Source organism: Streptomyces sp. R-74717 (genome assembly GCF_047305335.1).
Classification (GTDB): domain Bacteria; phylum Actinomycetota; class Actinomycetes; order Streptomycetales; family Streptomycetaceae; genus Streptomyces; species Streptomyces atratus.
The window spans coordinates 1,253,325-1,267,536 of sequence record NZ_CP102361.1 but is presented as its reverse complement, the minus strand read 5'-3'; the positions used below and the strand labels follow the sequence as shown (position 1 = coordinate 1,267,536).

Here is a 14,212-nt window from a genome sequence, read left to right as displayed (position 1 = left end):
GAGGCGCGATGCCCTACGGGAGGCATGATGAGCCAGCAGCCGGTCCTCCTTCCCTACGCCGACCCGGCCTTCGTGGCGGATCCCTTTCCGCTCTACCGACAGCTTCGCGATGACGGCCCGGTGCGACGCGCCGTCATCGCAGGAGGCCTGGAAGCCTGGCTGGTCACGCGGTATGAAGACGGCCTCGCGGCCCTGTCCCACCCGCAGCTGAGCAGTGACGTCCGCGACGCGTCGGATCCCCGGCTCATCGAGCGGCTGCCCGCCACCGACCGCGAGTCCGTGCTGCGCAACATGCTCCGCTCCGATCCGCCCGATCACACCCGCCTGCGCCGCCTGGTCTCCAAGGCGTTCACTGCGCACAGGGTGGCGGAACTGCGGCCCCGCGTCCAGGGGATCGCCGACCGACTGCTCGACGAGATCGTGCCCGCCGGTCGCGCCGACCTCATCGAGACCTACGCGCTGCCGCTTCCGGTCACCGTGATCAGCGAACTGCTCGGGGTACCCGCGACCGACCGGCACGACTTCCAGCGGTGGACCGACGACATGATCCTGCGGGGGATCGAGCCGCCGGACCCGGCCCGGGTGGACGGGGCGTGGCGGCAGATGCGGTCATACCTGACCACGCTCCTGGAGGCCAAACGAGCCCGGCCCGGGGACGACCTGCTCAGCGCGCTGATCGTTGCCAGGGACGAGGAACAGCGGCTGGACGAGGACGAGCTGATCGCCATGGCCTTCCTGCTGCTGGCGGCCGGATACATCACCACGGTCAACCTGATCGGCAGCGGTATTGCCGCACTGCTCGCCCACCCCGACCAGCTTCGGATGCTGCGGGACGACCCGGCGCTGCTGCCGGGCGCGATCGAGGAATTCCTGCGCTACGACGGCCCCGTCAACCCCGGCATCGCCAGGTTCGCGCGCAAGGACATCACCATCGCCGGGGTGAACATCCCTCGCGGCGCGACCGTGCTGGTCGCCTCCGCCATCGCGGACCGCGACCCGGAGCACTTCCCCGAACCCGACCGCCTGGACATCGCCCGGCAGGACAACGCCCACCTCGCGTTCGGACACGGCATCCACTACTGCCTGGGTGCGCCGCTGGCCCGGCTCGAGGGCCAGATCGCCATCGGCACCGTGCTGCGCCGCCTTCCACATCTCGCCCTGGCCGTTCCCCCGGACGAACTGCGGTGGCGGCCGGGCGGATTACGTGGCCCCGAACACCTGCCGGTCACGTTCACATTCGATGACGCGACCGTCGGCAGCCGTTCCTGAGCCGCGTGCCGGGTGATGGGGCGCCCCGGGACGAACGGCATCGGCCGGACGCGTTGCGTGTCCGCCGCTCAGAGTGATCGGGCGAGCCGGAACCCGAGGTCGTCGATGCGGAAGGTCGGGTGACTCTTGCGGCGGCACGACGCCCGGCACCCTCGGGGGTGATCGTATCCACCTCCGCCACGGAACACGCGGTACGGGCCGTAGACCCGGGGATCGTAGACATCCCAGCACCACTCCCACACGTTGCCGATCAAGTCGTGGAGGCCCCACGCGTTCGGCGCCTTGGTCGCGACATCGTGCACCTCGCCGCCGGAGTTCCCGCGGTACCAGGCGATCTCGTCCAGCTCTCCGTAGCGCGCACCGGAGGTTCCGGCCCTGCACGCGTACTCCCACTCCGCCTCCGACGGGAGCCGATAGCCGTCGGCCTCCCAGTCGCAGATCACGCCCTGCCCGTCCGGGTCGTCGTCGATCGAGTAGCAGGGTTCGAGTCCCGTAGCCTGCGAGAGCAGGTTGCAGAATCGAACGGCTTCCTTCCAGGAGACCTCGGTCACCGGTGTCCGCGGCCCCGCCGAACTCGCGGGCGCCTCGCCCCGAACGGCGTGGTACAGCTCGCGGGTCACGGGATACGGTGCCAGCCGGAAGGCGGCGACCTGGACGTTCCAGTTCGTCTGCGTGCCCTCGTCCCGCAGGACGATCTCCCCGGCGGGGATGCCCCTCATGCCCTCGGCGACCGCCTGTCGGAGCAGGGATTCAGGGCTCATCGCAGCTCCTCATGTGCACCAGCGGATCGGACCGACGCGCCGGCCTGTCAGCAGCCCGGAGGACGGACCGTGCCTCCGGACTTTCGAACAAGTGACGATACAGGCCCAGAACGTCACGTCGGCGCACAGTGGTTCAGATTGTCCCGGCAGATATCGGAATGTCTCCCGCTCTGCGTGCCGGATCATCTCGCCGGTGCAGGGGTGTACTTGAGGTCCATACGTGTGGTTCCCTTCTCCGTCGGCGCCGTGACACTCACCCGGGGAGGGTGAGTGTCACGGCGCGTGGCGGCGGCCGTCGCGTGGGGCGAAGGCTTCAAGGGCGTCTTCGTCCGTTGCGCGGGCGTGCAGGAAGTAGTCGGCCCACTCGGTGATTTCGGGGTAGGTGGAGTCCCGGCCGATCCGAGTGGCGGCGGCCTCGATGCCGAAGTCCGTGGTTCGCAGTTCGACGCCCGGGCGGAGGATGGCCCAGTGGGCTCCGGCCCTTCCGTACGGCATGCCGACGCTGCCGGGATTGATCACGAGCCGGCCGTGGGCGAGGCGCACGAACGGCATATGGGTGTGGCCGCAGACGACGGTGCGGACATCGGCATCGAGTCCGCTGAAGACTTCCTTCCAGCGGTCGAGGCGGGAGTCGACGAGGACGACCAACCGCGGCGAACCCGCGACGGACTGGGACACCTGTCGCGAACCGTGGACCGCAGCCCTCCAGTACTGCGGCGGCTATGACCCGCAGACCGCCGAGCAGACTCTGCACGCCGTTCTGCCGGACGTCCTGCGCTTCGACCGAACCAGGCCCGCCGCCTACCCCAACGGCCGCACTCTCACCGACGACGTCACCTCTGCCCGCCTGGCCATGCTCACCAACGGCAAGGTCAGCAGCGACCACATCGGCCCCCACAGCGACCTGCTCCCCGAAATCCCGTACCTCGGCGCCCCTCACCCGGCGCCGCCGGCCGGTCAGGTCCGGGCGGAGGCGGAAGCCGGAATCAGGAGGCCCGACGATGACGTATATATGGATATTTTGGGTGGTACGTTCAAATTTAGGGCCTGGAGGGGGAGCGACAGGGAGCACAGGTGAAGGAGAGTGGGCGCACGGCGGCATGGGCCGGTTGGCTGCTCGTCGTTCCGGCCCTGGTCTCGGGCGTACTGCTGAACATCCTCGCGCCCCAGCCGTACATGGGACTTCCGCTCCTGGCCGCGGCGCCGCTGATCGCCGGAGCGATGCTGTCGTTCCGGGCCGGCGTTCTCGTCGCGAGCCTCGCCTGCGCGGTCTCGGTGGGGTTGGATTACGTCCAAGGGCGTTCCGCTTCTGAGACTTTCGTCGATCTCGCCGTGATCGGCCTCATCGGAATTCTGGCCCTCGCCGTCAACCTGCTGTTGCGGCGTCAGGGGCGGGATCTCGCGAGGGCGCGGGTCATCGCTGAGGCGGTGCAGCTGGCGGTTCTGCCGGATCCGCCGTCGCGGGCCGGGCCGCTCGCCGTCGCCGCCGGATACACCCCCGCACAGGCCGAGGCCAGAATCGGCGGCGACCTCTTCGCGGTGCAGGAGACTCCGTACGGCGTGCGCATGATCATCGGGGATGTGAAGGGCAAGGGACTCCAGGCGGTCGCATCCGTTTCGGTGGCGATCGGTGCGTTCCGTCAGGAGGCCGAGAACGCCCCCACGCTGGCCGAGCTGGCGCAGCGCCTGGACGACGCGCTGAGCAGGGAGTCGGGCCGCTGCGGAAGCGAGACATCGGGCGAGGACTTCACCACGGCCGTGCTGGTCGAGGTCCCCGGCGACGGCGAGCTGCTCCGCCTGGTCAACCGTGGTCATCCGGGCCCGTACCTGATCCACGACGGCGCGATCGTACGGCTTGATGCGACCCGTCCGCAGCTGCCCCTGGGCATGGGGCTGGGGGCGGTCCCGGCACCCGACGGCGAGGCACTCACCGATGTCTTCCCGATGCCGCCCGGAGCGCTGCTGCTCTTGATCACGGACGGCGTCACCGAGGCACGCAACCGGACGGGCACCTTCTACGATCCCTGTGCGTCCGCCGTGCTCACCGGCGCCCGTTTCATGGATCCCGGCGACCTGGTCCACGCGGTGACCGCGGATGTCGCACGGTGGAGCGGCGGCGGTCACCAGGACGACATGGCCATCCTCGCCGTCGCCCGGCGCGGCGGCCACCGGCTCGGCTGAAGCCGACTCCGCCTGCGAACCCCGGGCACCGGGCTGAGGGGCCAGGGCTACGAGCCGTCTCCGGTGGCCGAGACCGTCAGCCGGTGCGCGGGAGGGTGCTCGATCGAGAGATCCGGGCGCCAGGCCGCGAGTACCTGCGCCGAGGGACCGAACAACGGACCCGGCAGAGCGTCGAGCGCGGTCCACTGCCAGGTGCTGATCAGATGGGGCTCGGTCACCCGTGGGCTCCCCGATTCCAGGGTTGTCACGGCAGCCATCGACACCCGGTTGATCCCCGCAACCACATCGTGGAGCATGGCGAAAACCGTCATGCTGTCCACGTCGACCTCCAGGCCCGTCTCCTCGCGGAGCTCACGCACGGCCGCCGCGGCGATGGACTCATTGGTCGGGTCGACCTTGCCGCCGGGAAGCTCCCAGGTTCCGCTGTGGTGCCTGCCGAGCAGCACGCGCCCCTGGGTGTCCTGCACGATGACGCCCACGCCGAGCGCCGCCTGCGCCAGCGGCGGACGGGCATTGCGGGAGAGGGTGTCCGTGGAGGTGGTGTCCATGGTGCTCCTAGTGGTTGGGCGTGGGGGTGCCGCGGGCGTGAGGCCTCGGCGTTCCGGTGTACCCGGCAGCCTACGTACCACCGCACGCGGCCCCATCGAGGTGGCCCGCTGCCCGGCGGAGGCCCGGTGTTCGCCGCGGCCGGTCAGCTGCCATGTCGGGTGAGCAAGCCGTACTCGCTCGCATACCGGCCCGGATGGAGCCGGCTCGTTGCCCCGCTCAGATCCATCAGCCGCTTGATCCGCCGCTGGACGGTCCGCGCCTCGAGATCGAGTTCCTTGGCCACACTCACATCGGTGAGCCCGGCCAGCAGAAGTGAGAGGATCTGCAGATCGACGGCGTCGGGGCCCGGCTCCTGTGCCATCACGGCCTGTTCTCCGCTGCTGAGGCTTAGCGGCAGCGCATGACGCCACACCGACTCGAACAGCGCGGCCAGCGATACCAGCAGACCGCTGGAGCGCACCACCAGAGCGGCCGGTTCCGCGGGCAGGGCATCCAGGGGAAGCATGCCGAGCGAGCCGTCGGCGATGACGAGCTTCGTCGGGATCTCGTCCGCCATCCGGACCTCCATACCCCGCCCCAGGGAATCGGCCAACTCGGCCGGCTGGAGATGATGACCGGACAACATCTCGCGTCCGATCACGACCGGTAGTTCACCCCGCGCGACCGAATCCGACGCGGTACGTCTGGCCGCACTTCCCGATGTGGCCGAGGTCGCGGCGCCGGTCACCTACGAGGCACCCCGTCGCCGACGCCCGTCTCGGCGGAAACGGCACGCCGGGCCGTCGCGGACGCGGCCCGGGGCGATGGGCCCGGGACCAGGGAGAGTTCGCCGTCCGGACGCGAGGTGCGAGGTCCGGGCCGTCAGACGGTCAGTCGCAGCGATGTCGCCGAGATGCCCAGCCGTACCGTCTGACCCCATGTCAGCTCCAGCGCGTCCGTCTCCATCCCGTCGCCGAAGACCACGACCCGGTCGGACTCCACGGTGAGTCTCAGCCGCTGTCCGCGCCCCAGTTCGCCCGCGACCAGTGAGGTGCCGGTCGCCGGTGACGGCCAGGCCTCGCGGACGAACCAGAGCAGCCGCGGGTCGGTGGGTGCGGGGAGCCGCAGGGCGCTGTGGCGTTCCTGCCACAGTGAGCGGAGCCAGCCCGTGGCGCCGGTGCCCGTGCCGACCAGGACGCCGGACGAGGCCTGTGGTTCGGTGGGAGCATCGGGCGCGTCGGGGCCGAGCCGGTAGCGGGCGGTCTGGTGGCCGGGCGGGCCGAGGTAGATCTCGTTGAGGGCCAGGAGGCGCTGGGTGTCGTCGGTGACCGCCTCGACCATGGTGAGTTCGTCCGCCGCGCCGCCGGGGGATGCGGCCGCCCGGAGCAGGGCGGCCGCATCGGAGGGCCGGTGGCGTACGAGCACGCCCGGATTGCGTCCGGGGTCGGTGTCGATGCCCACGACGGTCTGGCCGGACAGGTACTTGGCGGCATTGGCGACGAGTCCGTCCTGTCCGACGATGACCACCACGTCCTCGGGCGCGAACAGGAAACGGTCGAGATCGGCGCGTTCCACCCGTGACTGACGCCACTGGAGCGGTACGGCCGCCGCCACGTCGGCGAGCGCCTGCTGGGTCTGCCGGTGCCGCAGGGCCACCTCGTCGATGGACCGGCCACGGCTGGAGAGGAAGAACGCGGCCTGGCCGTGAGTGCCGTGCCGGGCCAGCAACTCGTCGTACTCGGTGGTGCGGTGGACCAGCACAGCGCGCGGGGCGAGGCTCATGCCCGGGGCCCCGGGCCGGTCCTGCCGAGTTTGCTGAGCAGGCCGGTGAGGACGTCGGGGGAGAGGGTGAGGCTGTCGATGCGCGGCAGGTTCTCGGCGAGCCTGGTCGCTGCCAGGGCGTGCAGGGTCGCGGCGTCCACCTCGCCGTGTACCCGCAGCCAAGCCGCCTGGGACTCCGCGCGTGCGGCGCCGACCTCGCGGGCGGCTTCGGCCTCGGTCCGGGCCAGCCGCACCTTGCGTGCCGCTTCGGCCTCGGCGCGTACCCCGTCGGCCGCGGCGTTCTCCTCGGCCTCACGGCGGGTGTTGGTGCCGCGTTGCTCGACCAACTGTTCCTCGCGGCGGGCCAGTTCGATCTGGCTGGCGAGCTCGTTCTCGGCGATGGCCCGTTCCCGTTCCACGGCCACGGCACGGCGCTCGTAGGTGGCCCGGTCGGCCTCCTGCTGGATCTGCTCGCGGGCGGGGGTGCGCAGCGCGCGCTCCACCTCGGCCTCGGGACGGATGGCGACCACCCGCACCGCGACCACGTCGATGCCGGTGGCGGGCAGCCGGGGTTCGGCGGCAAGCCCTGCTGCGACGCGGTTGCGTACCGATGCGACTCCGTCGACCAGGGCCTCGGCCAGCGCTGTTCTGGCCAGCACGTCCAGAGTGTGCTGCTGGGCGGTCTCCGTGAGCAGCGTGGCGATCTGCTCCAGTGGCGCGCCGCGCCAGACCCCGGTGTCGGGGTCGACGGAGAAGTCCAGGCGGGCGGCGGCCTCGGCCGGGTCGCTGATCCGGTACGTCACGGTGGCCTGCACGGTGACGTCCTGGAAATCGGACGTGCGGGCATGGAAGGCCATGGCCAACTCCCGGTCGTTGACCGGCACTTCAGAGAGTGCGGCGGTCAGTGACCGGTACCAGAAACTCAGCCCGGGTCCGTCGTGCGCGAGCCGGCCGCGCTTGTGGTGGCGGATGTGGGCAGTGGGTGCGGAGCGCAAATGGCGCCAGCCGAAGCGCCTGGTGATGTCGGCCATGTCGGAATCCCCCTCATTCTCGTCATGGAGACGATAAGGGGGTCCGCCGATATCGTCAAGGGGACGAGAACGATCGTCCGTGTGCACGTCCGCCCTTCGAGGCCAGGAACCTGGCCGGCATCTCGCCCCCGCCGTGCACCGCCAGATCGGCCCCACTGACGTACTCGGCCAGGCCGCCCGCCAGGTACAGGCAGGCGCGCGCAACATCGTCCGGTACGGCCATCCGTCGCATCGGAATCACCTCGGCGACGGCGGCGCCGCCGTCCTCCCCGTACACCGGTGCCGCGCTCTCGGTGCGGATCAGTCCGGTCGTGATGTGGTTGACGCGTACCTTGGGCGCCCACTCGAGAGCCAGCGCCCGGGTCAGTGCCAGCAGTCCGGCCTTCGCCGCCGTGTAGGCGGCCGTGCCCGGCTGCGGGGTGTGCGCGGAGACGCTGCCGATATTGATGACCGAGCCGCCCTCGTTCTGGCCCTGCATGATCCGGTTGGCGGCCTGCGCCACATAGAAAGGGGCCAGCAGATTGAGTGCGACGACCCTCTCGACGAACCGCGGCGAAGCGGTGGCCGCGTCGCTGGCGGGGGAGCCGCCCGCGTTGTTGACGAGCACATCCAGCCGCCCGAACCGTTCCGCCGCCGTGTCGACCAGTGCGGCGGCGGCTGCAGGGTCGCGGACATCGGTTGCGCGGAAGTGTGCCTGCCGGGCGCCGCTTCCCGGCAGTTCCGGCGGTTCGCTGCGGCCGCAGACCAGTACATCCGCACCGGCGGAGAGAAAGGCCTTGGCGATCGCGGCGCCGATGCCCTTCGTGCCACCGGTGACGAGCACTGCCCGTCCCGTGAAGTCGATGGGATTGCCGATGTCCATGGTCCGCCTCTGCTGTGGCCGAAGTGCACACTGGTCGATTCCGTAAAGCTACCAATCGTTTGTTTGGTAGAACAGTCGCCGCTTTGGGCGGGTGGGGCGAGCCGCGGGGAAAGAAGCGCGGGCGGCCGGTGGCTCCCTGAGGAGTCACCGGCCGCCCGGATGGTGCGCCGCCCCCGTCCCCACGGTGCGGCGCGAGCGGGCCGTCGTCATCCGCTCGGACAACGGCCCACGTCTCTGGGGGCTAGGGCGCGGACGCCTCCAGTCCAAGTGCGGGAAGGACGGCGTTCTCCACGAAGCGGGTGAGATATGCCTCATCCGCGAACTTCCCCTCCAGCAGCGGCCGGGCACGCACCACGCCCAGCAACTGCGCGGAGATGAACTCGGCCGCGGGAGTGTCCGCCGGAATCTCGCCGCGCTCCGCTCCGCGCCGGACCATCGCTTCGATCGCCGCGATCTCCGGCAGGATCAGCGCCTCGCGCAACGCGCACAGCAGCTCGGGGCTCTGCAGCGCGGCGTGGCTGAGCGCGTGCATCAGCGGGGTGTCGCGGCCCGAGCCCGCACCGATGGCCTGGGCGGCCTCGCGCAGATCCCCTGCCAGGGTGCCGGTGTCGATGTGCGGAAGCAGCACCCGCCGGGTGCCGTGCAGCGCCGCCACGACCAGTTCGGGCTTGGAGCCCCACTGCCGGTAGAGCGTGGACTTGCCGCAGCGCGTCCGCGAGGCGACCCCTTCCATGGTGAGGGCCTCATAGCCGGACTCTCTCAGCATGTCGAGCACGGCCGCGTAGAACTCCTGCGCCCGCTCCGGCGTGATCTTCGAGCGACGTGGCGTGTGTGCCGTTTCCTGCGCGGCTTCCTGCGGCGACATGCGTTTTCCCTCTCAGCGATTCTGCGACGAGGTCCATCGATACGCCAGTGTACCGAAACGCACGTGTACCGATACGTTCGCGTATCGGTACACTGGCGTATCGATGCGGCGTGGACTGGACCATGCCGCCGCAACACTGCTTCGTCAGCAAAGGGGCACCGGGTGATGTACGCCGGTAGCGAGCCCGCAGATCAGGAGCCGGACAGTTCTGCCCGACCGCCCCTCGTCCGCGAGCTTCTTCTCGTCGTAGGGCTCTTCGTGATCTACAAACTCGGCCGGCAGGCCGCGAACGGTCACGTCGAGGAGGCGTATCGCAACGCCGGAAACGTCTGGGACTTCGAACGGTCCGTGCACCTGCCCGGCGAGGGCACTGTGCAGAATCTGCTGCTGCACAACGAGACGCTGATCCACCTCGCGAACACGTACTACGCGACCGTGCACTTCCCGGCCACGCTGCTCTTCCTCGCGTGGCTCTACTGGCGCCGCCCGCGCCACTACGTCTGGTCGCGCCGCATCCTCGCCGCGTTCACCGGTGCCGCGCTCGCACTCCATCTGCTGTTCCCGCTCGCCCCGCCGCGGCTGCTTGCCGCCGCCGGACTCGTCGACACCGGCCAGGTGTACGGACCGACGGTGTACGCAGCGACGCCGGCGACCGACTCGATGGCGAACCAGTTCGCCGCCATGCCCTCCCTGCACTTCGGCTGGGCGATGATGGTCGCCGTCGGGCTGATCGTCGCCACCCGCACCCGGTGGCGCTGGCTGTGGCTGCTGCATCCGCTCATCACGCTGCTGGTGATAGTCGGCACGGCCAATCACTACTGGCTCGACTCGATCGTGGTCTCCGCGCTCCTCGCGGTGGCGTTCGTGGCGCTGCCGCTGAAGGGCGCGGTGCCGGTACGGGCACACATCCCGTGGCCCTCCACGGCGAACGAGCCCGCGCCGACGGCCGTGCCCCGGCCCGCCGAACCCGCCGTGTCGACCGCCGGCGCCGAGCCGCAGACCCACTCCGCCCGCTCGTACGCCTCGTCCGGGACCCGGCGATGAACGCCACCCTGATCGCCGTCGCGCTGTCGCTGGTCTCCGCCGCCGCGTACGCCTCGGCCGCGGTGGCGCAGGCCCGGCTCGCCGGGCGCACCGAGTCGGACGCCGGGGTCCTGAGGCTGCTCGGGCGCGGCGCCTGGTGGTCGGCGGTCGGACTGAACGCCGGTGGCGCGCTGCTGCATGTCGCGGCGCTCAGGTACGGCCCGCTCACCCTTGTCCAGCCGCTCGGCGCCCTCACCCTGGTTGCCGCAGTCCCGCTGGGCGCGAGGGTCGCCGGACGCCGGGTCACCAGGATCGAATGGCGCGGCACGGTCCTCACCCTGCTCGGCCTCGGTGCCCTGCTGATGACCGCGGGCGGCACCGCCCCGCACGAAACGCTCAGCCTCCCCGAAGCCCTGGCCGTCGGCGCCGGGACCATGGCCGTCGTCGCCGGACTCAGCCGCCCGGGAGCACGCCCCGGCCTGCGGCATGCGGCGGCGTCCGGCATCACCTCCGGGGTCGCCTCCGCGCTCACCCAGACCCTGACCGTCTCCGTCACCGACCACACCGGCCCGCTGTTCGGCTGGCGCCTGGTGATCGTCGCGCTTCTCGTCTCCGTGTTCGCGATGAGCGGGCTGCTGCTCTCCCAGACCGCCTACCGGGGTGGTCTGGGCGCGCCGCTGGCCGTCGTCACACTCGCAAATCCGGTGGCCGCGGCCGCCATAGGACTGGCCCTGCTCGGCGAACGCCTCCAGGGGGGCACGATCAGCCTGGTCCCGGCAGTGCTCGGCACGGCAGCGGCCGTACGGGGCGTGATTCTGCTCAGCCGCGCACAGGCGGAGACCTCGGCCGTCGCCGACCGGGCCACGGCCGAGCCGAAGCCCGGGGCCGGATCACCGTCTCGCGTCGTGATCGGGAGCCGAGGGCCGATGGACCAGCCGACGCTACGACCGGAGCTGGGCCGGATCCCGGTGGGCGGACCGTAACGAGTGGATGCGACGCCCGCCGCCCGCCGGGGGCATGCCGCGAAGACGTGACATGTGCCCGCCGAACTGTCACGTACGGGAACAACCCGACTACGGACTCGGCTGCTCGTCCTGGGCCAGTGCCCGCGTCAGCCAGCCGATCCAGAAGTTCTCCAGATCGATGCCGCCACGCAGCACCAGATGCCGCAGCCGGTCCTCGTCGGAGTTCCGCTCGGGCGGGAAGTCCCGCTTCTCGATCTCCAGGTACTCCGCCAGCTGCCGACGGTGCAGCTCCAGATGGCGGCGCAGCTCCGCATCCAGGCCGGTTGCCCCGACGACCGCCGCCGCCCGCATCCGCAGCAGCAGCGGATCCCGGATCTGTTTGGGGTCCTCGGAGCGGACCACCCATGCGGACAGCGCCTCGCGGCCCGCGGGCAGCACCTCGTACTCCTTCTTCTGCCCACGGGCGGGCTGCTCCGACGGCAGCGCCCGGATCTGCCCGGCCTGCTCCAGCTTCCCCAGCTCGCGGTAGATCTGCTGGTGCGTGGCGGACCAGAAATAGCCGATCGACCGGTCGAACCTGCGGGTCAGCTCCAGCCCCGACGACGGCTTTTCGAGCAGGGCGGTGAGGATCGCATGCGGGAGTGACATGGGGTGCATCCTAAGGACGGCCGGGCAGTGGCCCCATGGCGGAGGGGCCGGGCCGGTCGGGAACCCCCGGGCCGGGGGGTTCCCGTATCCGTCACAGCGCAGCGGCGAGCTCCGTGCCCTGGCGGATCGCGCGCTTGGCGTCCAGCTCGGCGGCCACATCGGCGCCGCCGATCAGATGCGCCGGTCGGCCCGCGGCGAGCAGCTCCTCGTACAGCTCGCGGCGCGGCTCCTGGCCCGCGCAGAGCACTACCGTGTCGACCGGCAGGAGGCGTTGTTCGCCGTCGACCGTGAGGTGCAGCCCGTCGTCGTCGATCCGGTCGTAGGCGGCGCCCGAAGTCATCGTGACGCCGCGGTGCCGCAGCTCGGTGCGGTGGATCCACCCGGTCGTCTTGCCCAGCCCCTCACCGACCTTGCTGTTCTTGCGCTGGATCAGATGGACGGTGCGCGGCGTCTTCGGACGCTCCGGGGCGCGGAGACCGCCCCGGTCGCGGTAGTCGGTGTCGACGCCCCACTGCCGGAAGAACACCTCGGGGTCGAGGCTTGCCGCATCGCCCGAGTCGGTCAGGAACTCGGCGACATCGAAGCCGATACCGCCCGCCCCGATGATCGCGACCCGGTCACCGACTGGTGCCCCGTTACGCAGGATGTCGAGGTAGCTGACCACGCTGGGGTGGTCCAGGCCCGGTATCGCGGGGGAGCGGGGCGTGACACCGGTGGCGAGGACGATCTCGTCGAAGCCTTCGAGCACATCGGCCGTGGCCCGTGTACCGAGCCGCAGCCCGACCTTCTCCTCCGCGAGCCGGGTACGGAAGTAGCGCAGTGTCTCGTTGAACTCCTCCTTGCCGGGAACCCTGCGCGCCACGTTCAGCTGGCCGCCGATCTCCTCGGCAGCGTCGAAGAGCGTCACCTCGTGCCCGCGCTCGGACGCTGCGACGGCGCACGCGAGACCGGCGGGCCCGGCGCCGACGACCGCCACCCGCTTGACGGTGCGGGTCGCAGACAGGGTGAGTTCGGTCTCGTGGCAGGCGCGAGGATTGACCAGGCAGGAGGTGACTTGGCCGCTGAAGACGTGGTCCAGGCAGGCCTGGTTGCAGCCGATGCAGGTGTTGATCGCATCGGCGCGGCCCTCGGACGCCTTGACGACGAAGTCGGGGTCGGCGAGGAACGGCCGGGCCATCGACACCATGTCCGCCCGTCCCGAGGCGAGGATCTCCTCGGCGACCTCGGGCGTGTTGATGCGGTTGCTCGTCACCAGCGGTACGGAGACGGCGCCGCGCACCTTTTCGGTGACCCAGGTGTAGGCGCCGCGTGGCACCGAGGTGGCGATGGTGGGGATACGGGCCTCGTGCCAGCCGATTCCCGTATTGATGATCGTCGCGCCGGCGGCCTCGATCTCGCGGGCGAGCTGCACGACCTCCTCCAGCGAGGAACCGCCGGGCACCAGATCCAGCATCGAGAGCCGGTAGATCAGGATGAAATCGCTGCCGACGCGCTCACGGACCCGGCGCACGATCTCGACGGGGAACCGGATGCGGTTCTCGTACGAGCCGCCCCAGCGGTCGGTGCGGTGATTGGTGGCGGCGGCGATGAACTCATTGATCAGATAGCCCTCGGAGCCCATGATCTCGACACCGTCGTACCCGGCATGCCGCGCGAGCTCGGCGGCCCTGGCGAAGTCCTCGATGGTCTCCTCGACCTCGTCGTCGTCAAGGGCGTGCGGAGTGAATGCGCTGATCGGCGCCTGGATCGAGCTCGGCGCAACCAGGTCGGGATGGTGTGCGTACCGGCCGAAATGCAGGATCTGCATGGCGATCCGGCCGCCCGCCTCATGCACGGCGGCGGTGACCCGCGCATGCTGCTCGGCCTCCGCCTCGTTGGTCATCTTGGCGCCGCCGGGGAGGGAGCAGGCACGGGCGTTCGGAGCGATGCCGCCGGTGACCATCAGGCCGACGCCGCCCCGGGCACGTTCCGCGTAGAAGGCGGCCATCCGCTCGAAGCCGCGCTCGACCTCCTCCAGACCGATGTGCATCGACCCCATCAGCACCCGGTTGGGGAGGGTGGTGAACCCGAGGTCGAGCGGGCTCAGCATATTCGGGTACGGGCTCATGGGGCGGCTCCTCGCGCGGTGTCGTTGCGCCAGTTGTAGACCACCGAAACACCATTGTGCAACAAGTTGCACAATGGTGTTCGTCGCAGAGCCGGGAGTGCGGTCGTCCCCCGGACGGCGTAACACCAGGACACGTCGGTGCCCCGGGCCACGGAAAGTGGAAGCGTGGCATCTGTCCGCCACGGCGCGGGTGGCGCGTCGAAGCCCACCG

General features: G+C 70.5%; 13 protein-coding genes and 1 pseudogene. 4 read left to right on the top strand and 10 right to left on the bottom strand.

Annotated elements, in window-relative coordinates; translation table 11 throughout:
* Nucleotides 1-27 precede the first annotated feature (27 nt).
* On the top strand, nt 28-1,269 hold the full coding sequence (locus tag NRF20_RS05785; protein ID WP_398634560.1) for a cytochrome P450: 1,242 nt from the start codon (nt 28-30) through the stop codon (nt 1,267-1,269).
* Nucleotides 1,270-1,337: 68 nt separating this feature from the next.
* On the opposite strand, the gene NRF20_RS05780 is transcribed toward NRF20_RS05785, so the two are convergent.
* Together NRF20_RS05780 and NRF20_RS05775 are read right to left on the bottom strand one after the other, a co-directional pair.
* A complete protein-coding gene (locus tag NRF20_RS05780) occupies nt 1,338-2,030 on the bottom strand; it encodes a formylglycine-generating enzyme family protein (RefSeq protein ID WP_413752138.1) in 693 nt (230 codons plus the stop codon).
* A 273-nt stretch (nt 2,031-2,303) separates the two neighbouring features.
* Nucleotides 2,304-2,675, bottom strand: a pseudogene (locus NRF20_RS05775) (metallophosphoesterase family protein); the annotation flags it as partial.
* Between the two features lie 429 nt (nt 2,676-3,104).
* On the opposite strand from NRF20_RS05775, the gene NRF20_RS05770 reads away from it, so the two are divergent.
* Nucleotides 3,105-4,211, top strand: a complete 1,107-nt coding sequence (locus tag NRF20_RS05770) for a PP2C family protein-serine/threonine phosphatase (RefSeq protein ID WP_413752137.1) — start codon at nt 3,105-3,107, stop codon at nt 4,209-4,211.
* A gap of 47 nt (nt 4,212-4,258) precedes the next feature.
* On the opposite strand, the gene NRF20_RS05765 is transcribed toward NRF20_RS05770, so the two are convergent.
* The 6 genes from NRF20_RS05765 to NRF20_RS05740 all read right to left on the bottom strand — a co-directional run bounded on the left by NRF20_RS05765 (nt 4,259) and on the right by NRF20_RS05740 (nt 9,258).
* On the bottom strand, nt 4,259-4,759 hold the full coding sequence (locus NRF20_RS05765) for an NUDIX hydrolase (RefSeq protein WP_398634557.1): 501 nt from the start codon (nt 4,757-4,759) through the stop codon (nt 4,259-4,261).
* 143 nt (nt 4,760-4,902) lie between these two features.
* Entirely contained in the window at nt 4,903-5,316 is a 414-nt protein-coding gene (locus tag NRF20_RS05760; RefSeq protein ID WP_413752136.1) for a hypothetical protein, read from the bottom strand.
* 305 nt (nt 5,317-5,621) lie between these two features.
* Nucleotides 5,622-6,521, bottom strand: a complete 900-nt coding sequence (locus NRF20_RS05755) for a hypothetical protein (protein ID WP_398634555.1) — start codon at nt 6,519-6,521, stop codon at nt 5,622-5,624.
* A complete protein-coding gene (locus NRF20_RS05750) occupies nt 6,518-7,531 on the bottom strand; it encodes an SPFH domain-containing protein (protein ID WP_413752135.1) in 1,014 nt (337 codons plus the stop codon). The genes NRF20_RS05755 and NRF20_RS05750 overlap by 4 nt, the downstream gene beginning before the upstream one ends.
* A 55-nt stretch (nt 7,532-7,586) precedes the next feature.
* Nucleotides 7,587-8,393, bottom strand: coding sequence for an SDR family oxidoreductase (locus tag NRF20_RS05745; protein ID WP_398634553.1), 807 nt, complete (start codon nt 8,391-8,393; stop codon nt 7,587-7,589).
* Between the two features lie 241 nt (nt 8,394-8,634).
* Nucleotides 8,635-9,258 carry a TetR/AcrR family transcriptional regulator gene (locus NRF20_RS05740; protein ID WP_398634552.1) on the bottom strand — a complete coding sequence of 208 codons (624 nt, stop codon included), beginning with the start codon at nt 9,256-9,258 and terminating at the stop codon, nt 8,635-8,637.
* Between the two features lie 165 nt (nt 9,259-9,423).
* Here NRF20_RS05740 and NRF20_RS05735 point away from each other — a divergent pair, with 165 nt between their 5' ends.
* Together NRF20_RS05735 and NRF20_RS05730 are read left to right on the top strand one after the other, a co-directional pair.
* On the top strand, nt 9,424-10,302 hold the full coding sequence (locus tag NRF20_RS05735) for a phosphatase PAP2 family protein (protein ID WP_413754529.1): 879 nt from the start codon (nt 9,424-9,426) through the stop codon (nt 10,300-10,302).
* On the top strand, nt 10,299-11,264 hold the full coding sequence (locus tag NRF20_RS05730) for a DMT family transporter (protein WP_413752134.1): 966 nt from the start codon (nt 10,299-10,301) through the stop codon (nt 11,262-11,264). The genes NRF20_RS05735 and NRF20_RS05730 overlap by 4 nt, the downstream gene beginning before the upstream one ends.
* A 90-nt stretch (nt 11,265-11,354) precedes the next feature.
* Here NRF20_RS05730 and NRF20_RS05725 read toward each other — a convergent pair whose 3' ends face one another.
* Both NRF20_RS05725 and NRF20_RS05720 read right to left on the bottom strand, forming a co-directional pair.
* Complete coding sequence (locus tag NRF20_RS05725) at nt 11,355-11,894, bottom strand: PadR family transcriptional regulator (protein WP_413752133.1); 540 nt, start codon at nt 11,892-11,894, stop codon at nt 11,355-11,357.
* 91 nt (nt 11,895-11,985) lie between these two features.
* Nucleotides 11,986-14,001, bottom strand: a complete 2,016-nt coding sequence (locus NRF20_RS05720; protein WP_413752132.1) for an FAD-dependent oxidoreductase — start codon at nt 13,999-14,001, stop codon at nt 11,986-11,988.
* Nucleotides 14,002-14,212 lie beyond the last annotated feature (211 nt).